Origin of the sequence: Streptantibioticus parmotrematis, from assembly GCF_019890615.1 — a bacterium.
GTDB classification, from domain to species: Bacteria; Actinomycetota; Actinomycetes; order Streptomycetales; family Streptomycetaceae; genus Streptantibioticus_D; species Streptantibioticus_D parmotrematis.
This window is the reverse complement of record NZ_JAINVZ010000005.1, coordinates 231,463-256,072: the sequence shown is the minus strand read 5'-3', so window position 1 is coordinate 256,072 and position 24,610 is coordinate 231,463. Positions and strand designations below refer to the sequence as shown.

The 24,610-nt window shown below is 73.0% G+C and carries 14 protein-coding genes; 7 read left to right on the top strand and 7 right to left on the bottom strand.

Going from position 1 to position 24,610, the window contains the following annotated elements; all coding sequences use genetic code 11:
* Nucleotides 1-99: 99 nt before the first annotated feature.
* Nucleotides 100-8,625, bottom strand: coding sequence for a type I polyketide synthase (locus K7472_RS10615; protein ID WP_222976530.1), 8,526 nt, complete (start codon nt 8,623-8,625; stop codon nt 100-102).
* 603 nt (nt 8,626-9,228) lie between these two features.
* On the opposite strand from K7472_RS10615, the gene K7472_RS10610 reads away from it, so the two are divergent.
* Entirely contained in the window at nt 9,229-10,659 is a 1,431-nt protein-coding gene (locus K7472_RS10610; protein ID WP_222976527.1) for a condensation domain-containing protein, read from the top strand.
* Here the strand turns inward: K7472_RS10610 and K7472_RS10605 are convergent.
* On the bottom strand, nt 10,641-10,976 hold the full coding sequence (locus K7472_RS10605) for a hydroxyisourate hydrolase (RefSeq protein ID WP_222976525.1): 336 nt from the start codon (nt 10,974-10,976) through the stop codon (nt 10,641-10,643). The two genes, K7472_RS10610 and K7472_RS10605, sit on opposite strands and share 19 nt — an antisense overlap.
* 304 nt (nt 10,977-11,280) lie before the next feature.
* Here K7472_RS10605 and K7472_RS10600 point away from each other — a divergent pair, with 304 nt between their 5' ends.
* Entirely contained in the window at nt 11,281-11,484 is a 204-nt protein-coding gene (locus tag K7472_RS10600; protein ID WP_222976523.1) for a hypothetical protein, read from the top strand.
* Nucleotides 11,485-11,561: 77 nt separating this feature from the next.
* On the opposite strand, the gene K7472_RS33395 is transcribed toward K7472_RS10600, so the two are convergent.
* Complete coding sequence (locus K7472_RS33395) at nt 11,562-14,951, bottom strand: AfsR/SARP family transcriptional regulator (protein WP_222976521.1); 3,390 nt, start codon at nt 14,949-14,951, stop codon at nt 11,562-11,564.
* A gap of 696 nt (nt 14,952-15,647) precedes the next feature.
* Here K7472_RS33395 and K7472_RS10590 point away from each other — a divergent pair.
* A complete protein-coding gene (locus K7472_RS10590) occupies nt 15,648-16,619 on the top strand; it encodes an SDR family NAD(P)-dependent oxidoreductase (protein ID WP_222976519.1) in 972 nt (323 codons plus the stop codon).
* A 15-nt stretch (nt 16,620-16,634) separates the two neighbouring features.
* Here the strand turns inward: K7472_RS10590 and K7472_RS10585 are convergent, their stop codons facing one another.
* Both K7472_RS10585 and K7472_RS10580 read right to left on the bottom strand, forming a co-directional pair.
* Nucleotides 16,635-17,006: a hypothetical protein gene (locus K7472_RS10585; protein WP_222976517.1), complete on the bottom strand. Its 372-nt coding sequence runs from the start codon at nt 17,004-17,006 to the stop codon at nt 16,635-16,637.
* 8 nt (nt 17,007-17,014) lie between these two features.
* The gene (locus tag K7472_RS10580; protein ID WP_222976515.1) at nt 17,015-17,524 is read right to left on the bottom strand and encodes a SigE family RNA polymerase sigma factor; all 510 of its coding nucleotides are present in this window, start codon (nt 17,522-17,524) and stop codon (nt 17,015-17,017) included.
* 211 nt (nt 17,525-17,735) lie between these two features.
* On the opposite strand from K7472_RS10580, the gene K7472_RS10575 reads away from it, so the two are divergent.
* Entirely contained in the window at nt 17,736-18,182 is a 447-nt protein-coding gene (locus K7472_RS10575) for a hypothetical protein (RefSeq protein WP_222976513.1), read from the top strand.
* A gap of 393 nt (nt 18,183-18,575) precedes the next feature.
* Here the strand turns inward: K7472_RS10575 and K7472_RS10570 are convergent, their stop codons facing one another.
* The gene (locus tag K7472_RS10570) at nt 18,576-19,721 is read right to left on the bottom strand and encodes an ROK family transcriptional regulator (RefSeq protein WP_222976511.1); all 1,146 of its coding nucleotides are present in this window, start codon (nt 19,719-19,721) and stop codon (nt 18,576-18,578) included.
* A 292-nt stretch (nt 19,722-20,013) separates the two neighbouring features.
* Between K7472_RS10570 and K7472_RS10565 the strand changes: the two genes are divergently transcribed.
* Nucleotides 20,014-20,904, top strand: coding sequence for an endo alpha-1,4 polygalactosaminidase (locus K7472_RS10565; RefSeq protein ID WP_222976509.1), 891 nt, complete (start codon nt 20,014-20,016; stop codon nt 20,902-20,904).
* 125 nt (nt 20,905-21,029) lie between these two features.
* Here K7472_RS10565 and K7472_RS10560 read toward each other — a convergent pair whose 3' ends face one another.
* On the bottom strand, nt 21,030-22,238 hold the full coding sequence (locus K7472_RS10560) for a S53 family peptidase (protein ID WP_222976844.1): 1,209 nt from the start codon (nt 22,236-22,238) through the stop codon (nt 21,030-21,032).
* 795 nt (nt 22,239-23,033) lie between these two features.
* On the opposite strand from K7472_RS10560, the gene K7472_RS10555 reads away from it, so the two are divergent.
* Both K7472_RS10555 and K7472_RS10550 read left to right on the top strand, forming a co-directional pair.
* On the top strand, nt 23,034-23,750 hold the full coding sequence (locus tag K7472_RS10555) for a FadR/GntR family transcriptional regulator (protein ID WP_222976507.1): 717 nt from the start codon (nt 23,034-23,036) through the stop codon (nt 23,748-23,750).
* Entirely contained in the window at nt 23,747-24,607 is an 861-nt protein-coding gene (locus K7472_RS10550) for a sterol desaturase family protein (protein ID WP_252395380.1), read from the top strand. Before K7472_RS10555 ends, K7472_RS10550 begins: the two co-directional genes overlap by 4 nt.
* Nucleotides 24,608-24,610: the final 3 nt, after the last annotated feature.

Sequence of the window (24,610 nt, the reverse complement as noted above, 5' to 3'; positions counted from 1 at the left end):
GTGCCCCCTTGGGATCAGGTTGATCAGATTGATCAGGTTGATCAGGTTGATCGAGTCGATCGGGTTGATCGAGTCGATCAGGACGATCAGGACGAGTGCTCAGATCTGGTTGTCGATGAACTGGAAGAGTTCTTCGTCGGAGGCCGCGCCGAACCCTTCCGTGAGCGCGGGTTCCTCGGGCTCCGGGCGGACCCTGCGCAGGGCCGCCTGGAGTGCGGCCCCGGCGCGGTCGCGCTGTCCGGGGTCGTCGTCGAGCCGGTCGAGCAGTGCGGTCACCTGGTCGAGCGCGTCGGCGAGCGCGTCGGCCGCCGACCGGGTGCGCGGCGCGAGGTCGCGCAGCAGGTGGTCGGTGACGGCGTCCACCGTGGGGTGGTCGAAGATCAGGGTGGCGGGCAGGGTGAGCCCGGTCTCGCGGCTGAGGTTGCCGCGCAGTTCCACCGAGGCCAGGGAATCCAGGCCGAGTTCGGTGAACGGCCGGTCGGCGTCGATCGCGTCGAGGCTGCCGTGCCCGAGGACGGTGGCGGCCTGCGTGCGGACCAGGTCCAGAACGGTGCGGCGGGCGGCCACCTCGTCCAGGGACGACAGCCGCTCGGCCAGTCCGCCGTCGCGCGGGCCGGCTGTTTGCCTCCCGTTGGGTCGCGAGGCTGCGGACCGGTCGGTCGCGGTGTCGGCCGTACGGCGTGGGACACGGGCCAGCCCGTGCAGCACCGCGGGCAGGACGGCCCCCGCGCGGGCCTTGGCACGCAGCCCGGCGAGGTCCCAGCGGGCGGCGACCACGGGCCCGGCCTCAAAGGGACTGTGCTGTTGCGCCGATACTGCTGACGACCCGTCAAATGCCGTGTCGAACAAGGCGAGTCCCTGTGCGCGTTCGAGGGGCAGCGCCCCGGTGCGCGACAGCCGCGCCTCGTCCGCCCGCGTCAGCCCCGCCGCCATTCCGGCCGCCGAGGACCACAGACCCCACGCGATGCTGGTCGCGGGCAGCCCGAGCGCTCCGCGGTGCGCGGCGAGCGCGTCGAGGAAGCCGTTGGCCGCCGCGTAGTTGGCCTGTCCGCCGTGCCCGAGCACACCGGCCACCGACGAGAACAGGACGAAGGCCTTCAGCGGGCGGTCCCGCGTGAGTTCGTGCAGCAGCCAGGCCCCGTCCGCCTTGGGCCGCAACACGGTCTCCAGCCGGTCCGGGCCGAGTCCGTCCACCACGCAGTCCGCGAGGACGCCCGCAGTGTGGACGACCGCCGCGAGCCGGGGCACGGTCTCCAACAGCCGTGCCAGATCGCCGCGTTCGGCCACGTCGCAGGCGGCGACGCGGACCGTGGCGCCACGGGATTCGAGGCGGGCCTTGAGGTCCGCAGCGCCCGGGGCCTCAGGGCCACTGCGGGAGACCAGCAGCAGGTCACGTGCGTCGTGCCGGTCGACCAGGTGCTCCGCGAGCCAGCCACCGAGCCCTCCGGTGCCGCCGGTGATCAGGACGGTGCCAGTGGCGAGCGGACGGTCGTCGGAAGTGCGGGGCTGGTCGCCCGGGTCGCTCGTGGGGATGTCCGCCGGGGGCCGCCGCACCAGCCGGGGTACGCGGGTCAGCTCGCCGTCCACCGCGAACTGCGGCTCACCGTCCGTCACGGCCGCGATCAGGCGGCGCCAGGCGTCCGGAGCGGCGTCGCGGAGTGCGGCGAGGGTGAAGGCTCCCGGGTGCTCGGCCTGCGCGGAACGCACCAGCCCCCACACCGGTGCCCCGGCGGCGGAGAAGGGGTCGGCCAGGAAGACCAGGCGTGTCGCGGCGAGGCGTTCGTCGGTGGCCCGGCCCCGTACGAGGTCGAGGGCGGTGTGCAGCGCACGGCGGGCGGCCTGCGGCGCGTCCACGGGCGTGCCGTCGTCCGGTGCCCCGCACACGATCGCCACGTCAACGGGTTCGGGCTGGGCGGCGAGCTCTTCCAGGTCACGGTGGACGGACGCGTCGATCCCGGCGCCGACCAGTGCGTCGGCCGTCGCGGACGCGAACGGTTGCTGGCCGAGTACGGCCCAGCGCGGACGCGCGCCACGCGCAGCCGCCGCCTCCGTGAAGTCCACCGGCATCCATGCCACGTCGTACAGCGCACCCGTATCCGTCTCCGCCGGAGCGCGCACGCCCTCTGACTGACGCAGCGTCACAGAGCCGACCGCACCGATGCGTTCGCCGCCCCCGTCGCACAGGTCGAGCCGCACTCCGCCGTCGTCCGCCCGGGAGAGCCGCACGCGCAACCGGTCGGCGCCTGGCCGCTCCACGCTGACCTCCGTGAACGCGAAGGGGATGGGCCGCCCTCCCCCGGCGGGGTCGTCGAGGGCGTCGAGCACGAGCACGTGCAGCACGGAGTCGAGCAGTGCGGGGTGCGCGAGGAATTCCCCGGCCGTCTCACGCGACGCGTCGGGCAGTCGCACCTCCGCGTAGTGGTCGTCACCGGACCGCCAGGCGCCGACCAGACCCTGGAACGCGGGTCCGTAGACATACCCGGCCTCGGCAAGCCGTTCGTAGACCCCGTCGAGGTCGATCCGCCGGGCGCCCTCCGGCGGCCAGGACACCGCCCAGTCCTCAGGCCCGGCCGGGGCGGCGGACCGGTCCGATTCGAGACGGCCCGTCGCGTGCCGGGTCCACGGGCCGGTGGGGTCGTCGGCGGGGCGGGCGTGGACGGTCAGCTCGCGCCGGCCGTCCTCGTCCTCGCCTCCGACGGCCACCTGGACCTCCACGGCGCCGGAGGCGGGCAGCAACAGGGGGGCGTGCAAGGCGAGTTCGCCGACCATCGTGGCCCCGCAGGTGGCCGCCGCGTGCAGGGCGAGTTCCACGAACGCGGTGCCGGGTACGAGGACGTCGTCGCCGATGGTGTGGTCGGCCAGCCACGGGATGCTGCGGCGGGAGAGCCTGCCGGTGAGCAGGTGTCCGCCGTCGTGTGCCACCGGGACGGCACGCTCCAGCAACGAGGGGCGGTCCCCGGTCGTGGTGTCGCGGTCGGTGAGCCAGAACCGGCGGCGGTCGAAGGCGTACGTGGGCAGCTCGGCGGGGACGACCCGATCGGCCGCACCCGTTCGGTGGGATCGCACCGCTTCCCAGTCCACGTCCACGCCCACCGTGAAGGCTTCGGCGGCGGCGCGCAGAACGGCGTGCTCTTCGGGCTCGTCGCGGCGTGCGGTAGCGGTGACGGTGGCCGTGGACTGCGGCGACAGACTGGCACGCACCATCCCCGACAACACCGCCCGAGGACCCACCTCCACAAACACACCAGTCCCGGACGCTTCTAGCCGCCCCACCAGATCAGCGAACCGCACCGCACCCCGCACCTGATCAACCCAGTACTCCGGATCCGACCACGAACGCCCCCCACCCACCGCCGGCTCATACGCCACCACCGGCTCACGAAACTCCACCGAACCCAACTCCGCCCGGAACTCCTCAAGCATCGGCTCCATCAACGGCGAATGAAACGCATGACTCACCGGCAACCGCGACACCCGACGCCCCCGAGAAACCCACACCTCAGCAACCGCCCGGCACGCCTCCACCTCACCCGAAATCACCACATCCACAGGGCTGTTGACCGCCGCCACAGCAACCCGACCCTCCAGACCAGCCAGCGACCCCAACACCTCCCCCTCACCCGCCGCCACCGCGAACATCCCCCCACCCGACGGCAACCCCTGCATCAAACGACCCCGCGCCACCACCAACCGCGCCGCATCACCCACATCCCACAACCCCGCCACACACGCCGCAGCGAACTCCCCCACCGAATGACCCGCCACCACACCCGGCACCACACCCCACGACCCCAACAACCGGAACAACGCCACCTCAAACGCAAACAACCCCGGCTGCGTAAACCCCGTCTCATCCACCAACCCCGCAGCCCCACCCCCCGGCACAGCCCACAACACCTCCCTCAACGACCGACCCAACAACCCGTCAACCACCCCACACACCCCATCGAACGCCCCCGCGAACACCGGAAACGCCTCATACAACCCCCGACCCATCCCCAACCGCTGACCACCCTGACCCGAAAACACCACCGCCAAGCGGGGATCACGGCGGGCCGTCCCGGTCACCAGACCGGAGGCGGGGTGACCGTCGCGCAACGCGTGCAGTGCGTCGAGGAGCCGCGTGGCGTCCGTGCCCAGGGCCACCGCTCGCCGCTCGAATCGTGTGCGGCCCGCGAGGGTCGCCGCCACGCCGTCCAGGTCGTGGCCGTCGTACCCTTCCGCGATCCGTCCGGCCTGGGTACGCAAGCTGTTGTCGGTGCGCGCGGTCAGCGGCCAGGCGATCGGCGTCGCGTCCGGCCGTGCGGCGAGCGGGACTTCAGCGGTGTGTCGGGGCTCCTCCAGCACGACGTGGGCGTTGGTACCGCTGATGCCGAACGAGGACACCGCCGCCCGACGCGTTCCGTCCGCCCGGCGCGGCCATCGTTGATCGGACGTCAGGATCCGGACGTTGCCGTTGTCCCACTCGGCCTTGGTGGTCGGCTCGTCGGCGTGGAGGGTGCGGGGCAGCGTCTCGTGGCGCATCGCCTCGACCATCTTGATGACGCCGGCGACCCCGGCCGCCGCCTGGGTGTGACCGATGTTGGACTTCACCGAGCCCAGCCACACGGGACGGTCGCCGCCGCGCCCGGCGCCGCGGCCGTAGGTGTCAATGAGGGCGTTGGCCTCGATGGGATCGCCCAGCGCCGTGCCGGTGCCGTGGGCTTCGATCGCGTCGACGTCACCCGCGTCGAGGCGGGCGTCGGCGAGGGCCTGGCGGATCAGCCTGCGCTGCGCTTGTCCGTCGGGCGCGGTCAGTCCGTTGCTGGCGCCGTCCTGGTTGATCGCGGTGCCGCGGATCACCCCGTGCACCGGGTGTCCGGCGCGCAGCGCGTCCGACAGCCGTTCCAGCACCAGCACCCCGCAGCCCTCGGCGAACGAGGTGCCGTCGGCTCCCACGGAGAACGCCTTGGCGCGGCCGTCCGGGGCGAGGCCGTTCTGTCTGCTGAACTCGACGAGGTTGCCGGGGCCCGCCATCACGGTGACGCCACCGGCCAGTGCCATCGGGCATTCTCCGCGCCGCAGGGACTGCACCGCGAGGTGCACGGCGACCAGGGAGGACGAGCAGGCGGTGTCGACGGTGAGCGCGGGACCGGTCAGGCCGAGGGTGTAGGCGACGCGTCCGGATGCGACGCTGAGGGCGGTGCCGGTGAGCAGGTGGCCGTCCCCCGCGCCTGCGGGTGCGGCGAGCCGGGGGCCGTACTCGGCGGCCATCGCGCCGACGAAGACGCCCACGGGCCTGCCGGAGAGCGCGGCCGGGTCGAGACCGGCGCGTTCCAGCGCCTCCCACGAGGTCTCCAGCACCAGGCGCTGCTGCGGGTCCATGGCGAGTGCCTCGCGCGGGCTCAGCCCGAAGAACGCGGCGTCGAACTGCGGGGCGTCGTGCAGGAATCCGCCGTACGCACTGGTGAGGCGGCCCGGCCCGTCGCCGAGCAGGGTGTCGAGGTCCCAGCCCCGGTCCGTGGGGAGTTCGCTGATCGCGTCCGTCCCGTCGGCCACCAGTCGCCACAGTTCCTCCGGCGTGGTGACACCGCCGGGGTAGCGGCAGGCCATGCCGACGATGGCGATGGGATCGGTGGCGTCGGCCGTGGTGTTCTCAGGGGTCTGCGGTGCGGCGTCGGTGCGGTCGCCGTCCAGGAGTGCGTGGAGGCGGCCGGCGAGGCGCTCGGGGGTGGGGTACTCGTACGTGACGGTGGTCGGCAGCGGCAGGCCGGTGATCGCGGTGAGCCGGTCGCGCAGCTCGACGGTGCCCATGGAGTCGAATCCGAGGTCGCGGAAGCTGCGCGTGGGGTCGAGGGCGGTGCCGTCGGTGTGGCCCAGGACGACGGCGGCGGCGTCGGTGACGGTCCGCAGGAGCGCGGCCGGGGTGGGAAGCGTCCGGGAGCGGTCGTCCTGGGAGGACACGGCGGTACGGGGTGTCGTCGCGCGGGGGCGTGGTGCCTCCCCGATCCAGTGGCGTTCGCGCTGGAAGGCGTAGGTCGGCAGGTCCGTGAGGCGGGCGCCGGGGGTGTCGTGCTCCGGTCTCCAGTCGACGGGCGCGCCGCGGGTGAACGCCTCGGCGAGGCTGCGGCGCAGCCGGTCGCGGCCGCCTTCGTCCCGTCGCAGGGTGCCGACGGCGGCTGCCTCGCGACCGGCTTCCTCCGCGGTCTCCTGGACGGCGCCCAGCAGCATGGGGTGCGGGCTGCACTCGACGAAGAGGGTGCATCCGGCGTCGAGCGCGGCGCGGGTGGAGTCGGCGAACCGCACGGGAGAGCGCAGGCTGCGGTACCAGTACTCCGCGTCGAGGGTCGCGGTGTCGACCGGTTGCCCGGTGATGGCGGAGTGGAACGGGATGTCGGTGGAGACGGGGGCGATGGGGGCGAGAGCGGTCAGGATCTCGTCGCGTACCGCCTCCACCGCCGCGGTGTGCGAGGCGTAGTCGATGGCGACGGGGCGGCTGCGCAGACCCCGGGCCTCGAACAGCTCGCGCAGCGCAGCGAGTTCGTCCTGTGGCCCGGCGAGCACGGTGGCGCGCGGGCTGTTGACGACGGCGACGGTGACGACGCCTGAGGTGGGCAGCTCGGCGGCCACCACGTCACGCGGCGCGGCGACCGACAGCATGCGGCCGCCCGCGACGCGGGAGAGGGCGCGGGCGCGCAGGGCGACCACGCGGGCGGCGTCGGGCAGCGACAGCGCGCCGGTCACGGTGGCGGCGGCGATCTCGCCCTGGGAGTGGCCCAGCACGGCGGCCGGCCGTACGCCACGGGAGCGCCAGACCTCCGCGAGCCCCACCATGACGGCCCACAGCGCGGGCTGTACCACGTCCACCCGGTCGTGGCCGGGGGCACCCGGCTCCTCACGCAGGACGGCGAGCAGGTCGTAGTCGACGTACGGAGCGAGCGCTTCGGCGCACTCGGCGACCCGAGAGGCGAACGGGGCGGATTCGGTGAGGAGTTCGCGGGCCATGCCGGTCCACTGGGAACCCTGCCCGGGGAATATGAAGGCGCAGCCGCCCGTGGTCGCCCGCCCCGCGATCACCCGCGCACCGGGCTTCCCGTCCGCCAATTCCTTTGCTGAGGAGATGAGTTGATCGCGGTCGGCGCCGAGCAGCACGGCTCGCTGCTCGAAGAGGGTACGGGTGCGGGCGAGGGAGAGCGCGATGTCGGCGGGGCGGGCGTCCGGCCGGTCGGCGAGGTGGGCGGCGAGGGCGCGGGCCTGTCCGCGCAACGCGTCGTGGGATCGCGCGGAGAGGATCCAGGGGGCGGGCTCGCCATCGGCCTCGGTGGTGTCCGGGGTCTCGGCGTGCCCGCTGGACGTGGCCGGTTCGTTGGAGGCCAGCACCAGGTGGCAGTTGGTGCCGCCCATCCCGAACGCGCTGACTCCGGCGACCAGTTGTCCGTTCTCGCCGGGCCAGTCGCGTACCGTCCGCACGACGTCGAGGCGCAGGTCGGCCAGCGGGATGCGGTCGGAGGGCGTCTCGAAGGTGGGGGTGGGGACGAGGGTGCGGTGGCGCAGGGTCAGGGCGACCTTGATGAGGCCGGTGATGCCCGCCGCTCCCTCCAGGTGGCCCACGTTGCCCTTGGCCGATCCCACCAGCAGTGGGCGGTCGGCGGCACGGCCGGCGGTGAGGGCGGCGCCGAGGGCCGCCGCCTCCACGGGGTCGCCCACGGCGGTGCCGGTGCCGTGCAGTTCGACGTAGCGCACGGACTCCGGGGCGACGCCCGCCTCGCCGCAGGCGGCGCGTACGACCTCTTCCTGGGCCCGCGCGGTCGGCACGGTCAGGCCCTCGCCGCCGCCGTCGTTGTTGACGGCGCCGCCGAGGATCACGCAGTGCACGGGGTCGCCGTCGGCGAGGGCGGCGGACAGCGGCTTGAGCACGACCATGCCGCCGCCCTCACCGCGCACGTAGCCGTTGGCTCGTTGGTCGAAGGTGTGGCAGCGGCCGTCCGGGGAGAGGGCGCCGAGCCTGCCGAGCGCGGCGCTGGACCCGTCCAGCAGGTTGAGGTTCACGCCGCCGGCGAGGGCCAGGTCGCAGGCGCCGCGCCGCAGTTCCTCGCAGGCCAGCCGGACCGCCACCAGGGAGGAGGACTGGCCGCTGTCGACGACGAGGCTGGCGCCGCGCAGGCCGAACAGGTACGAGACGCGGTTGGCGATCAGGCTGCGGTGGGTGCCGGTGACCGAGTGGCGGCTCAGTGCCGACTCGCCGAGGCGGTCGTGGAGTTGGGCGTAGTCCCCGGTGATCGCGCCGACGAAGACACCGGTCGCGGTGTCGCGTACGGACGCCGGGAGGATGCGGGCGTCCTCCAGCGCCTCCCAGGCCAGCTCCAGCGTCAGCCGCTGCTGAGGGTCCATGGCGGCGGCCTCGGCCGGCGGGATGCCGAAGAACGCGGCGTCGAAGCGGTCGGCGCCCTCGATGAACCGGCCCAGGTCGTGCTCCTTCGCGCCGCCCTCGGACAGCCGCCCGGCGGGGGCTCCGCCGTCCGCCTCGCCTCCGGCGCGCAGCAGTCGCCAGAACTCCCGCGGACTCGCGGCTCCGGGCAGTCGGCAGGACATACCGACGACGGCGACCGGCTCGGCGGTCCGTGACCGTTCATCCACGGAAGACATCGACCCACCTATCGTCATGCCGCCATTCCCGTTTGTCGGCGGGAATACGGAAGGGATCAGGAAAGGAGCAGCGGGGAATCGCGAGGGGCGCCGCGAGGTGCCGCGGTCGGCCGGCGGGCCGTGTCGGCCGGGGTGTTCCGGCCGGTCGTCCCGGGGTGCGTCACTGAGCTTCCTCGGGGCGACGTCGCTGGTCAAGGCGGTGCAGGCGGGTGGGCGGTGGCAGTCAGTGCCGGTCAGAAGCTGCCAACGCGGGCGCGTTGACCAGGGGTGTGGGCCCATGGGTAAGTGGGTGCCGTACCGGTTTCCCCGACGCGTCGCGGAATGGGCCGGGAATCGCGGATCCGGAAGCGCCGCATTACCCCGCTCCGGTTCGCTTCCGGTGTCCGGGCGCGTCGCGTTCCCCACGGAAAGGAGGTGGCGACCATGCGCATGGTGGTCTGTACGAAGACCGCGCGCCGGCGCGGCATCCGCCGGGGCTGACGCACGCCGCCCGGCTCCGGGGCGACCCGGGCTCCTTTCGCACCCGCGTCCGGCGCGCCGTACGGCGTCCCGGGCGCGGGTGCGGGCCGGTGGCGACCAGACGACCCATGTAAGGGAGGGACCATGCCCATCGACGCCCCTTTGCACTTCGGGCAGTTGTCGACCTGGCGTTCCATCGAGACCTTCGCGGCCGACCGGCTGATGGAGGTGAACGTCCCGGACTCCTGGGACGTGACCGGACTGGACGAGGCACGCATCCTGCACGCTCTGCGCTGTCTGACGGAGCGTCATGAGGCGTTGCGGACCACGTTCCACACCGCTGGCGAGGTGCCGTTCCAGCGCGTCCATGCCCAACTGGAGCCAAGGATCGAGTGGTTCGAGGCGCCGGACGCCGAATCCGGCACGGTGACGGCCGCGCTGCGGTCCCTGCACGCCCGCGCGTTTCCGGTGACGGACGATCCCGGATGGCACGTGGTGCTGCTGCGGGTGGACGGGCGGCCGCGCAGGCTGCTGGTGTCGCTCTCCCACATGGTGGTCGACGTGTGGGCGGTGCGCCAACTGGAGGCCGAGTTCCGCGCGTTCGCCACCGGCGGGGTTCCCGGGGGCGGACCGGCGGCCCGGCCTCGTGACCTGGCCGCGGCGCAGAGTGGCGACGGGTGGGCGACCCGGCGGCGTGGCGCGCGCAAGTACTGGAACCGGCTGCTGGACGGAGGCCCGGGACGCAACCTGCCGGTCCCGCCCGCGCGCACGGAGGAGTGCCGGATCCAGGCCACGTTGCGTTCGCACCGGCTCGCGCAGCTGACCGGCGAGGCGGCGAAGATGCACGGGGTCTCGCCGCAGAGTGTGCTGACCGCGATGACGGCCGCCGCGCTCGCGAGCGTGGTGTGGCGGGACCGGGTGGTGCTCAGCGTGATGTGCGCCAACCGCTTCGACCAGCGGTGGCAGTCCATTGTCAGCACGATGAACCAGCTCGTCCCGCTGGTGTGCGCCACCGGCCCGGGCACCGCGCTCGGCGCCCACCTCAAGCGCGTCCACCTGGGCGCCCTGCTCGCCTACCGGCACGGCTGCTACGACGTGGACATGGCCGCGGAACTCGCCGAACAGCGTTCCGGCGGTGCGCCGTTCGCGCACGACTGCTGGTTCAACTACGTCACCGGCCCGGACGCCCCGCCGTCCGGTCCCGGGGGCACGCCGCCCGCCACGTTCGCCTGGACCCCGCCGCCGCGCCATGCCGGTCACCCCTTCTACGTGAGGGTCAACGGGGACGGCGACACCAGCACCGAGATCACGCTGCGCGCCGATCCCGACCTGCTGCCCGCCGAGGCCGTGGTGACCGCGCTGCGCACGATGGTGCTGGGGGTGCGACGGGCGGTCACCGCTCCGGACAGCACGCTGGGCGAGCTGGCCGACGCGACTGACGACCCGTCATCCGCCGTCCTGGGGGCGGAACTCGACGCCTGCCTCTTCCCGTCCGAGGTGCCGGAGGCACCGCGGGTCGACCGGGGAGAGCGAACCTCTCGTCCGCCGGGGGCGCTTCAGCTCGCGCCGCGATAGCTCAGACAGGAGTGCGAGGAGACCACCACCGGCAGATGCAGGTCCGCCGCCGGGTCGCTCACCCGGAACTCCACGATGGCCCGCGGGTGGAGCGGCACCGTGCCGAGGATGGCGTAGTAGCCGTCCAGATCGCAGACGAGCTGGTAGACCCCCGACTCCAGGGGCGCGCCGCTCCACACCGCGAGGGTGCCGTCCACCCCCGTCCTGCCGCGGACGAGGTCCTCCCAGCCGCCGTCGGCGTGGCTCCTGAGCAGGACGTCGACGTCCGCGGCGGCGACGCCGAAGGCGCTGTCGGTGATGTGGATCGAGAGCTTCATCGGGACACCGTTCCTCGTTCGGGCGCGGGAAGACCGCGGATACCGGCCCACGGTTGGCGGCGCCGGTATCGTCCGGCTATCGATCCGCCTTCGGCCGCGGGACGGCTCCTTTCGGCGAACGCCGTCGTCACGATGGGCCGGCGCGGCGGAGGTCCGGGTTCCGCCGATAGCGGATTCCACTCGAGTCGCGCTCGATAGCGGATCGAGGACGTGTGGGAAGCCGGACGAAAGCACCCCGGCGAACCATCGAAGTCATCAGCCGCCGCACACCGAACGGCGGCCCCCACCAAGGGAGTTGGCTTCGATGTCCCCCTATGCCCTGCGTCGTCTCGCCGCCAGTGTCACCCTGCTCACCGCCCTCGCGGGCACCGCGGCGGCCGTCGTCCCCTCCGGCTCACCCGCCCACGCCCCGCGCACCGCGGTCGTCACGGCCGACGGCGGCGGCACCCCGGCCCCGACCGGCGCGCCCACCCCGGCGCCGACCCCGGGCAACACCCAGTGGGACTGACCCCGTTCCGTGGTCGTGGCACCCGCGAAGGGGACCGATCAGCGAAGGCGACCGATCACCCGGCCCGTGTGATCCGCTCAGACCACCTGATCGGCGCAGGACAGCTCGTCCGCCCGCGTCAGCACCCCGGCGTCCCCCGCGTTCCCGGCAGTCTCGCCCGGCAGCGCCGTCAGCCACCCGCTCAGCTCTCCGGCCAGCGCCATCGCGCCCTGGTCGAGCCGCATCCCGGACAGCAGTCCCTTCGCCGCCCGCCAGTCGTTCCTGGCCGCCTCCGGATCACCGCCCTCGGCCCGTATCCGGCCCCTGACGCCCAGCGCCCTGGCCCTGAACAGGGTCGCCCCGATCGCCTCGAAGCCCCGCAGGGCGTGCTCCGCGTGTGAGGCGGCGGCCTCGGGACGCGCCACCAGGCAGGCCTCCGCGAGCGCGAGCGTGATCCGGCTCTCCGCCATCCGCGCGCCCTCCTTCACCGCCAGTCGCAGCGCCTCCGCCAGCGTCTGAGTCGCCACGCCGTGGCCGCCGCGCCGCATCTCGACGGTAGCGAGGCCCAGCAACGCGTAGCACTGGCCGACCTTGTCGCCCGCCGCGCGCACGCTCTCCAGCACCGCCTGATAGGCCCGCCGCGCGCCGTCGAGGTCGCCGCTGCCGAGGCACAGCTCGCCGAGGCGGTTGCGGACCTGCGCGGCGACCCGTTCGTTGCCGACCTCCTCGCAGATCTCCCCCGCCCGCTCCAGCAGGCGCAGCGCCGCGTCCGGCTCCCCGCAGTCCTGACGTACCCGGGCCATCCGTTGCAGCACGTGGGCCTCGGCGATGCGGTCGCCGGTGACCTGGAAGACGCCGAGCGCCTCCTCCCAGCGGCCCATGGCGGACGTGACGTCGCCCTTGAGCCAGTCCTGGTAGGCCATGTTGCGGGCGACGAGCGCGGCGCCGTGGTGGTCGTCCATCCGCCGGTAGAGCGTGTACGCCTGCTCGAACTGGCGCATGGCGCGGTCGGTGGCGTGCTCGAAGGAGTGCAGCGAGCCCAGCGAGTAGCGCATCGCGGCCTCGCCGCGCCGGTCACCCGCGCGGCACGCCGCCTTGAGCGCCACTTCGTGGGTGTCGCGCCAGTCGTCGAAGTAGGAGTTCGCCTCGAAGAGCGTCACCGAGCTGAGCGCCAGGTCCCAGGCGTGCTCGACCAGTCCGCCGGCCGCCGCCTGGCGCACCGCCGCGACGAGGGACGTGCGTTCCTGCTCGTACCAGCCGAGCGGGTTGGCCATCAGCCGGTCCACGAGCCGTCGCGGCAGCTGCCAACGGCTCGCCGAACTGCGCAACTCCAGGTAGTCGCCCGCGTATTGGCGACGGTGGGCCTCGCCGGTGAGCGACAGCAGGGCGCCCAGCCAGCGTTCCAGGGCGCCGCGGCGCTCCCCCGCGTCCTCCTCGACCAGCCGCTCGCGGGCGAAGGGGCGCATCATGTCGTGGAAGCTGTAGCGCACGTGGCCGCCGGGGCCCGGTTTGGCGTTGATCAGGTAGGCCTCGGCCAGCACCTCCAGCGCCTCCTGGGCGCGCGGCGCGTCGACCTCCAGCAGCGGGGCTCCCACCCAGTGGGCGAAGCTCGGCACGTCGAGCAGCGCGAGGCGGCGGAAGAGCAGGCGGGCGTCGTCGGACAGCCCGTCGTAGGTGAGCGAGATGGAGGCGCGCACCTCCAGTTCGCCGTGGTTGAGTTCGTCCAGCCGCCGGGACTCGTCCACCAGGCGGTCCACCAGGTCGGCCACGCTCCAGTGCGGGCGGGCCGCGAGCCGGGCGGCGCAGATGCGCAGCGCCAGAGGAAGGTTTCCGCACAAGCGGCTCAGCTCGGCGACTTCCTCGGGTTCCGCGCCGATGCGCTCCTCGCCGACGATGCGGGACAGCAGTTCCGCCGCGCCGCCGTCGCTCAGCGCGCCGATCTCCACGCGGGCCGCCGACGGCAGCCCGGTGAGTCTTCGGCGGCTGGTGACGATCACCGCGCTGCCCGCGGTTCCCGGCAGCAGCGCGGCGACCTGGCGCTCGGTCATCGCGTCGTCCAGCACGATCAGCATCCGGCGCCCGCTGACCAGGTCGCGGAAGAGTTCGGCGCGCTCCTCCAGCCCCTTGGGCAACGCGGGACCGCTCACCCCGAGCACCCGCAGGAAGCGCTCCAGGATGTCGGCGGGGCTGACCGGCCGGTCACCGGTGCGCAGGTGGGCGTAGAGCCGGCCGTCGGGGAAGTCCTCCGTGAGCAGGTGGGCCACGTGCACGGCGAGCGTGGTCTTGCCCGCGCCGCCCTGCCCGACGACCACGCACACCCGCACCGCGTGCTCGGTGCCGCCGCCGTCGCCCCGGCCACCGACCTGGCGCATGATCAGCTCGATGGTCTCGCGGCGGCCGGTGAAGTCGGGGATGTCGGCGGGCAGCAGGCTGGGGGTGCGCACCTGCGGCCAGACCGGAGACGTTAACTCGGCGTCATGGGTGGTGCGTTCGGCACCGGAGCGCGCGATGACGGCTCCCGCCACCGGGTCGGTCGTCGCGCCCGGTGCGGACGTCGCGGCGGCGGCACCGGTCGGCAGGCAGGCCAGGGACTCCGGGACGGCCGGGTGTCGAGGAGCCACCGAGGAGGGCTCGCCGGTACGCGACGACGCGTCCGCGGACGAGGGAGCGGGATCGTGCTGCCAGGCGGCGGGCTCGGCGGGCACGGGGGCGGAAGCGTGCGGCGAGCGGCCCGCGGCCGGCGGGGCGGGCGTGAACTCGCCCGCCAGCATGCTCTGATGAAGCCGCCGCAGTTCCTCGCCGGGCTCGATGCCGAGTTCGTCCATCAGCACGTGGCGGGCGCGCCGGTACTCCTCCAGTGCCTCCGCCTGCCGTCCGGCCCGGTACAGCGCGGTCATCAGCAGCGCCTTGAAGTGCTCCTGGAGCGGGTGTTCCACCACGAGCGACTGCAGTTCACCGATCAGTTCCCGGTGTTCACCGGAGAGCAGACCGCACTCCAGGCACTCGCCCAGCACGGTCAGCCGCCGCTCGTCCAGCCGCGCGGCGCCCAGCCGCACCAGACGGCTGTCGACGTCGGCGAGGGCGGGCCCCCGCCACAGCGCCAGCGCCGCGCGCAGTTCGGTGACGGCTTGCGCGGGCCGGGCCCCGGTCATGGCGGCACGTCCCCCGGTGACCTGCTCCTCGAAGCGGTGCAGGTCGAGGGTGCCGGGCTCGACGCGGATGCGGTAGCCGGGATTGCGGGTCTCGATGGGATCAGGACCGCTGAGGGTGATGCGGCGGCGCAGGTTGGAGATGCAGATGTGGATCTGGCCGCGCGCGGTCGCGGGCGGCTCCTCGCCCCAGACCGCGTCGATCAGCCGGTCCACCGGGATCACGTGATTGGCCTCGAGCAGCAGCAGCGCCAGTACGGCTCGCTCCCGCGGGCCCCCGAGCGGTACCGGAGTCCCCGCCCGGAAGACTTCGAGGTGCCCAAGGATGCAGTACTCCACCGCTCATCCCCCCGAAACGACCAGCCCCCAGTCGCGACACCACGTTGATGGCCCGTCCCCCGAGTCGCGTGTGGTGTCCAAACATATGCAGTGGAACGCGGCAGCGACAAGGCATGGGGGCCAAGCGGGAGTTGAGGTCCGAACCCTGTGTGATCGACGGACCACGGCCGCGCGGCGACCGCGGGAGGACTCCGGACGGATCCGGTCCCGACGGAAAGCGGAAGGAGCGGGGCGGCCGGTCCGGTCCCGGATGACCGTGGCGGCCGCCCCGTTCGCGTGATCGTCCTCATCCTTCCGCCGTCGTGAACAGGCGAACCGACAACGGCCCCGACCGCACTCGAAGGCGTGAACGCGGCCCGCCCCGGGTTTCGCCGGGCGCCGGGAAGGTTCCGTTGCCCGGCGGTCGCGTGTCGTCCCGACGCGGGCCACGCGCCTGCCTTCCGGAAGCCCCGCGTGAAGGCGTTCGGGGTTTCCGGGAATCCCGAACGCCCGGCCCCGGCGGCTGGCGTCCCGCGGCGCGCTGTGGCGTCGGGTGTCCCGGAAACCCGTGACACGGGACGGCCCACGCGACCCGGAGCGACGCGCGGCGGTCTCAGGCGCCGTGGAAGGCCCGACGCGGGTCGCGGCGCCCGGCGCGGGCCCCGGTGGCCGTGTCCACTTGCGTTGGAGTGCGCTCCAATTCCTAGTCTCGACGGCATGACGACATCGAAGGCAACACCTCAGCACGGGATCGGATCGGGTTTCGGCGCCGACAGCACGGCGGCCGAGGTGCTCGACGGCGTCGACCTGACGGGCAGGCTCGCCGTCGTCACCGGCGGCTACTCCGGCCTCGGCCTGGAGACCACCCGCGCGCTGGCCGCCGCGGGGGCCCGCGTGATCGTCCCCGCCCGTCGGCCCGACGCGGCCCGTGAGGCACTCGCGGGCATCGACCGGGTCGAGGTCGAGCAGATGGACCTCGGCGACCTCGACAGCGTCCGGGACTTCGCGGCCCGCTTCCTCGCCTCCGGCCGCGACGTGCACATCGTCATCGACAGCGCCGGGATCATGGCCTGCCCCGAGACGCGGATCGGCCCGGGATGGGAGGCGCAGTTCGCCACCAACCACCTCGGCCACTTCGCCCTCGTCAACCGGTTGTGGCCGGCGCTCAAGGCGGGGAAGGCCCGGGTCGTGTCGGTCTCGTCGGCCGGACACCACAACTCGCCCATCCGCTGGGACGACCCGTGGTTCGAGCGCGGCTACGACAAGTGGGAGGCGTACGGGCAGTCGAAAACGGCAAATGTGCTGTTTGCGATTCACCTCGACGCGCTCGCCAGGGACGCCGGGGTGCGGGCGTTCGCACTGCACCCCGGCGGCATCCTCACTCCGCTGCAACGGCACCTGTCCCAGGAGGAGATGAGGGAGCGCGGCTGGATCGACGAGAAGGGCGAACCGGTGCCGGACCTCGGTTTCAAGACACCGCAGCAGGGCGCGGCCACCCAGGTGTGGGCGGCGACCTCCTCCCGGCTGGACGGCATGGGCGGCGTCTACTGCGAGGACTGCGACATCGCCGAGCCCACCCCCGCCGAGGGACCGCGCACCGGTGTCCGCGACTACGCGCGCGACCCCGAGCAGGCGGCCCGTCTGTGGGAGCTGTCGGCGCGGCTGACCGGCGTCGACGCGTTCGCCTGACCGGCTGGGCCCCGGCTAGGGCGCGGACCGCGGGCCCTGGCCGGGGCTCCCACCGGATGACGGGCCGCCGGGGTGCGGCGACGCGCTCACCGGCGTGGGCACGGACGCGCTGCTGGGTGCGCGGTCCGGGCTCGGCCGGCCGACGCTCGGCGGGCTGAGCGGGACCGGACGGTGCTGGGGCTGCGCGCCCGGCAAGGCGGTCACCGCGGTGGCGGTCAGGGCGACGAACAGCATCGTGCCCGTGGCCGAGAGCGCCAGGCGCCGGCGCCGCGCCCGTCGCCCGCCCGCGACGGCGGCGTCGACGACGTCACGCGCGGCGGGCTCCTCCGCGGCGTCGAGGATCTGCTCGAAGGCGATCCGCACGACGTCCGCTTCCTCCCCGTTCATCTCCCTCCTCATCTCCGGCTCGTCTCCTCGGCGAGATCCCCGACGAGTTCCCGCAGCCGCGCGAGCCCCCGTGCGCTCTGGCTCTTGACCGTACCCGTCGACACCCGAAGCGCCTCCGCGGTCTGTTCCACACTCCAGTCCTCCCAATAGCGCAGGACCAGCACGGCACGGTAGCGGGGCGGCAGGCGCATCAGCGCCGAACGCATCACGAGGCGCAGTTCCGGCGTCTCCGGGCCCGTCGACGGCGGATCGGTCAGCTCCGTGAGCGGCTCCTCGCGCCAACGCCGCCTGCGGTGCTGGTCGATGAAGGTGCGCGTCAGGATGGTGCGGGCGTATCCGTCCACGTTGCCGTCCTTGCGTACCCGGCCCCAGGCCGCGTAGAGCTTCATCAACGTGATCTGGACCAGGTCCTGCGCCTGGTGCCAGTCGCCGCACAGCAGGTACGCGCTGCGTCTGAGCTGTGCCTGCCGTGCCTCGGCGAACGCCCGGAACTCCCGTTCGCGGACTTCTTCCCTCACACACACGCCTTCCGTCCGCGAGCCGTCTTCCGTCCTGGTAGTGGTACGCGTGCGGGGTCCCGGCAGGTTGCACGCGAACGAGAACGGGATTCCACGGGCCGTCCGTGCAACCCGTCGCGGGTGAGGCCTCGTACTCCTCTCATGCCAGGGCCACCGGCCCGGTCAACGGCTGAGCGACCCCGCTCGGCCTCGTGACGAGGAGTTCCGTTCCATGCATCGCAAGTCTTCGCAACGCGCCCAACGCATCCGTCGTCTGCTGCTCGGGGTGACGGCGGGCACCGCGGTCGCCGCGGCGGGTTGGGGCGCCGTGGCCAACGCGGCCGCCCCCTCCCCCAGGCCGGTGGCGCCGGGGCACGGCGCCTCGCCCGCCCCCGTTGCCTCCGTGCCCGGCCACAGTGCCTCGCCGGTCCCGGGCGGCGTGGCGACTCCCTCGCCCGTCCCGGCCGGTGGCAGCGCGGCCTCCGTTCCGGCACGCAGCGCGGCCCCCGTTCCGGCGCGCAGCGCGTCCCCGGTCCCGGGCGGCGCCGCTGCTCCCGCGCCGGTACGCGGCACGTCCTCCGTCCCGGGGCACGGCGTCGCCACTCCCGAGCCGGTGGGCAGCGCGTCCGCCGCTCCCGTCCCCGCCTCCGGAGTCGTGACGCCCGAGCCGCGCCGCTGACGCACGGAACGCCGGGCGTGGTGCCCCGTTCCCTCGGGAGCGGGGCACCACGCGTGCGAACGGGTACGGGGGCACGACACGGGCGAACGGGGGCCGGACACCTCGCAGGCGAACAGAACCGCACATGACTCTTGCGTAATTATGGTGGAGTCCATAATTATTGAGGACGCCCCCGGAGGTGGCGGGACGGCGTCCAGGGGTGGGCCGTCGTGGCGCCGCGACGCGTCCCGCCGGCCGGTGGCACGGGTGGCCGGCGAGAACCACCCATCCGTCCCGGGTGGCGCGGGCCCCACACCGCGTCGCCCGGGGTCGTCGACACGCGTCACCGGGGCGGGCGTCGGCCCGTCCCGGCGTCGTGGGCGGCACCCGTCACAGGTCTGCGGAGCGCGCCCGTCACAGACCTGCGGAGCGCTCCAGCGGCAGTTGTTCCGCGTGGTCGAGCGCCAGCCGCACGGCGCCGAGGACCGCGCACTCCTCGCCGAGCGTCGAGGCCTTCACCTCGGGCGTCCTGACGCACGTGCGGTTCAGCTCGGCCACCAACGGCTCGACGAGCAGGTCCGCCGCCTGGGAGAACTCCCCTCCCAGCACGACGAGTTGGGGATCGAGGGTGAGTACCAGGGCCGAGGTGCCGACGGCCAGGTCCCGTACGTAGCGGCGCACGGCCGTCGCCGCGGACCGGTCTCCGTCGCGCGCCGCGGCGAAGACCCGCTTCGGGTCCTGTTCGGCCTGCGGGCTCTCGGCGTGTTCTCGCGCCCAGGCCATGAGGTGCCCGGGCGCGTCGGACCAGCGCACGGCGGACAGCGCGCCGATCTCCCCCGCCGCGTTGCTGAAGCCGCGCAGCAGCCGTCCGTTGCTGATCAGGGCACTGCCGCAGCGCGGACCGGCCAGGACGTACACCATGTCATCAGCGAAACGGGCGGTGCCGCGCCAGCGTTCGGCCAGCGCCGCGAGCCTGCTGTCGTTGTCCACCAGGACCGAGCCACCGACGAGGCGCCCGACGTGTTCGGTCAAGTCCACGCCGGTCCACTCGGGCGGCGAGTCCGCGTGCATCACCCGGCCCGCACCGTCGACGAGCCCGGTGGTGGCGACCCCGGTGGCGTACACCTCCGCGGCGGCGACCTGGGCCTTCTCCAGACAACGGGCGACGACCCGGTCGACGGCCGCCAGTCTCCTGCGGCGGCCCGTCGACGGGTCCACGGCCGAGCGGGCGGCGCCCAGAGTCCTGCCGTCCAGGTCGGTGACGAGCGCGCGCACGGTGTGGGTGCCGATCTCCACCCCCAGCACGCGGCCCGCGTCGGCCCGGAACCGGAAGCGGCGCGCGGGACGGCCCACGGTACCCGCGGTGCGTTCGGCCTCGGCGATCCAGCCCCGGCCCGCGAGCTCCCGGATCACGTCCTCGACCGTGGCGCGCGACAGCCCGGCCTGCGCCGCGATCTCGGTGAGGGTCAGCGGCGCCTCCGCCCGCAGCACGCCGACGACGGTGCGAGCGTTGAGCCGACGCAGACGTGCGAGGTCCCCACCGGCCGGCTCCTCACTCATGCACGCTCCCCGTCGGCAACCGGCCCGAGGCCTTCGGGCGTCCTGGGCGGATATAAGGCGGACTCCACCATAAGACAGGGACCCGGCGGCCTGCGCCACGAGGGGGTTCTTGACGTCGACGGCGCCCGGCAGGCCGTCCAGGGTATAGGGCAGGGTGTCGGGCACCTGGTCGAACATCGCGCGACCCCGGCGCACGGAATGACCGACGGTTGCCGATTCCCCTACGCTCCATGATTATGTGAAACCCAGCGTTTTCGCCGTACCTCCTCTTCCCCCCACGGGAGTTCAGCGCATGCCCCAGCACGCACCCGGCTCCAAGCGCCGCAGGAAACTCGTCATCGCCACCGCGGCCGGTCTGGCCCTCACGGCAGGCATCGGGTTCTCCCTCGCCGACGCCTGCGCCGCGCCGACCACCACGACCACCGCGACGCCGGCCACCACCAAGGCGGCACGGGCGCACGCCGTTCAACTGCCCACGCCCAACATGGCGTTCGACTACCAGATCGGCCAGGTGTACACCCCGCCCGCGGGGGTGAAGGCGGTCTCCCGCGACCACGACGCCTCCCCCGCCAAGGGCCTGTACAACGTCTGTTACGTCAACGCTTTCCAGGCACAGGACGCGGACTACGCCCAGGTCTGGGACAAGCACTCCGACCTGCTGCTGCACAGGAACGGCAAGGTCGTGAAGGACCCGGACTGGAACGAGGCGCTGCTCGACACCTCCACGGCGGCCAAGCGTGCCGCGCTGATGGCGATCGTCGGCCCGTGGATCGACGGCTGCGCCGCCCACGGCTTCCAGGCCGTCGAGCCCGACAACCTGGACTCCTACCAGCGGTCGCACGGCCTGCTGACCGCGTCGGACGCCGTGGCCTTCGCCCAGCTGATCTCGCGGCGCGCCCACGCGGACGGGCTCGCCGCCGCGCAGAAGAACACCACGGAACTGCTGGGCCAACGGGCCACGATAGGGTTCGACTTCGCGGTGTCGGAGGAGTGCGGGGCCCAGGACACCGACGAGTGCGCGCAGTTCGCGTCGGCGTACGGCAACCGTGTCTTCGACGTCGAGTACTCCTCCTCGGGCTTCGCCACCGCGTGCCGCAAGCACGGCGCCGCCCTCTCGATCGTCCGCCGCGACCTGGACGTGACCGCTCCCGGCAGCAAGAGCTACGTGTACCGGTCCTGTTGAGCGGCGGGTGGCGACGTGCCGTCGAGCAGGCGGCACGCCGGCCTTGCCGGGCCGTCCGCGTCGCCTCATGCCATGGGCCCCGACCGCCGGGTGGCGGTCGGGGCCCGTGCGCGTTCGGCGGAGGGTCAGCCGGTGAAGGCCTTCAGGCCGTTGGGCGTGCCCAGACCGGTCGGGCCGTCGTAGCCGGGGCCAGCGGTGCACAGGTACGTGCCGTTGCAGTCACCGTTGGAGCCGGAGGTGACGTCGTTGAGCGCGGAGGTGTTCTTGTACGGGAACGACGCCGGGTTGCTGCCCGACGACGGGGCGCCCGCGTCGGCGTACACCGAGGCGATGATCGGCGACGCCGCGCTGGTGCCGCCGATGACCTGCCAGCCACCCGACTGGTAGCTGTCGTACGTGGCGACACCGGTGGCCGGGTCGGCGACCGCCGAGACGTCGGCCACGGCCCGCTTGGAGCAGCCGGTGTCCTTCTGCCACGACGGCTTGGTCTCGACCGTCGAGCAGCCGGAACCGGTGCCCTCGCTGCTGCTGGTGTTCCACACCGACTCCGACCAGCCGCGCTGGCTGGAGTCCTTCTTCAGCGAAGTGCCACCCACCGCCGTGACGTTGGGGGAGGCCGCCGGGTACTCGACCCCGTAGCCGGAGTCGCCCGCCGAGGCGGTGATGACCACACCGGGGTGGTTGAAGTACTGGCTGTCGGCCTGGGTGTCCGAGGAGTCCTCGGAACCGCCGTAGCTGTTGGAGACGAACTTCGCGCCCTGCTTCACCCCCTGGTTGACGGCCGCACCGAGGTCGCTCATGTTGGAGGAGTTGGCCTCGACCAGCACGATGTGCGCCTTGGGGGCGATGGCGGAGACCATGTCGAGGTCGAGCGAGATCTCCCCGGCCCAGCCGGAGTCGGCGGTCGGGTAGCTGCTGCCACCGTTCTGGTCGACCTTCTTGAAGCACCCGTTGTCCGTGGTGCAGTCCGGCAGGCCGAACTGCTTGCGGTAGGCGCCGAGGTCCTTCTCGGCGTTGGGGTCGTCCTGCGCGTCCACGATGGCGACGGTCTGGCCCGCGCCGCCGTCCGACGGCAGGTTGTACGCGCTGCGCAGGTCCGACGGGCCGAAGCCGGACGGAGCGTCGCCGGGGGCCACGGCGTGCTTGGCGACGATGTCGGTGCGCTCCAGCGCGTTGCAGGCCATCTCGCCCGGCTTGTCGGGCTGCGAGCACAGCCGCTTCACGTGCGGTCCCACCGCGGTGGGCAGCGTCGCCGCGCCCGCGGGGGCGACGATGGCGTAGGTTCCGCCGATCACGGCGGCCGCCGAGACGGCGGCGATGAGGGACTTGCGCATGCCACTCTTGCGGCGATGCGTACGCACCTCGGGAGTCGATATCTGCAACGAACGGCCCTCCCTGGGGGGATGGGACCGGCGCGCTCGAACCCTGGTGGGCCCGGGGACGCACGCCGTCCCGGGATCAACGGCCACTCGGTCCCGTGCGAATCCGGTGGTGTGGGGCACACCGGGTGGGGGTGGCACGGAGGGGAGGCGACGTTCCGTGGTGCGCACACGGCCTGGGTCATGCCGTGGCACACGGAGGAACGGCTGCCACCCCGCCAAGTGGTGGCTGATCCGGGAAGCTAGTGGAATCGAAAGCGGGCTCACAAGGTCGACCAGTTGTGCGGTCCACAGATTTCGTCCACACAACCTCCCACCGGTGACGGTCTGAACATCACGTCAGTGGGAATGCGGCGCGTCGACACCACGGGAGCGAATCACGTCCTCACAGCGAGGTCAAAGGCACCGCACAACTCGCGCGAACCGCCGTTGACGTGCGCGGCAGTCGCCTCGGCCGCGACGACCGCACCCCGCGCCCGGCGCAGCCCCTCACCATCGAACAGCCTCGACTTGCACCGATAAACGGACTCAACACCCCATGCCGGGTCATTCAGTCGCGAAAGCGGAACGCGGCCTTCACGGATTCCTCACAAGACGGTTTCGAGGCAACGGGACAGGTCCGGACCAATCGGAGGGGGAACGCCACAGCCGAACCAGGACAACGAGGTGGAACGCCGTGGCCGGACAACGACAACAATCGGGCTGGTCCAACCAGTTGACCGGCCCCGCCCGGCGGTCGATGCTGTGCCCATGACAGGACAGGTCATCCGGCGGACTTCCGTGTCGGAGCAGATGTTCGCCATCCTGCGCGACCGCATCGTCGCCGGGACCCTCACGCCGGGCCAACCGCTGCACGCGGAACGGGAGTTGGCGCAGGAGTTCGGCGTCAACCGGCACGCCGTGCGGGAGGCGTTGCGGCGGCTCCAGCAGGCGCGGCTGGTCGAGGTGTCCCACGGCGGGCGCACCACCGTGCTCGACTGGCGCCGCACCGCGGGGCTCGACCTCGCGGTGGGCGGCACCGGCGGCTCCGGGACCGTCGACCTGCCGGGACTCGAACAGGGCGCGTGGGAGATGCGCGCCTGTGTGGGCGCGGACGCGGCCCGGCTGTGCGCCCTGCGCGCCGACCGGCCGACGACCGAAGCGATCACCGCGGCGACCGACCGCTACGCGCAGTCCCAGCCCGACCTGAAGGCACTCGGGGCGGCCGACATCGCGTGGTGGCGGCTGATCGTCGAGGGGTCGGGCAACCTGGCCTACCTGCTGGCGTTCAACACCCTGGTCCAGGGCGCCCTGGCCGAGTCCGGGCCGCCGACGGCGGCCCGCACCGCCGAGCTCCTGGACGTGGCCGCCCACCGGCAACTGGCCACGCTCATCGCCTCGCACGAGCCGGAAGCGGCCTGGCGCCTCGCCCGCGACCTGCTGTCCCGCAGTCTGATCCCCTCCCGGAGAGGAGAACGGGTCCGTTGATTCCCGCGATCGTCTACGCCATCCCCCTGTTCGTCGTCCTCGTCGCCCTCGAAGCGCTCTCCTACCGCTTCCTGCCGGACGACGACGAACGCGGCTACGAAGTGAGGGACGCCGCCACGAGCCTGACGATGGGCGCGGGCAGCCAGGTCATCGCCGTCCCCTGGAAGGCCTGCACCGTCCTGGTCTACGCGGCGGTGTGGACACTTGCCCCGGTGCGGCTGTCGGCCGCCTCCCCGTGGACCTGGGTGCTGCTGTTCTTCGGCGACGACCTCGCCTACTACGCCTACCACCGTGCCCACCACCGGGTGCGGGTGCTGTGGGCGAGCCACGTGGTCCACCACTCCAGCCTGCACTACAACCTCTCCACCGCCCTGCGGCAGAGCTGGACGCCGATGACGGCGCTGCCGTTCTGGCTGCCGCTCGCCCTGCTCGGCGTCCCACCGTGGATGATCCTGCTGGAGCAGGCCGTCAGTTTGCTCTACCAGTTCTTCCTGCACACCGAGCGCGTCGACCGCCTGTGGCGTCCGCTGGAACTGATCCTCAACACCCCGTCCCACCACCGGGTCCACCACGGTTCCAACTCCGCCTATCTGGACCGCAATTACGGCGGCATCCTCATCGTGTGGGACCGCCTGTTCCGCACTTTCGAGCCGGAGGGCGAGCGCGTGGTGTACGGCCTGACGAAGAACATCGGGACCTTCAACCCGGTGCGGGTCGCCTTCCACGAGTACCGGGCCATCTGGCACGACGCGCGCCGGGCCGACCGCTGGCGTGACGCGGCCGGCTACGTGCTGCGCCCGCCCGGCTGGTCGCCCACGTCCACGACGCCACGGGCGGAGGTGGGTTCGGTGGCGTGACGG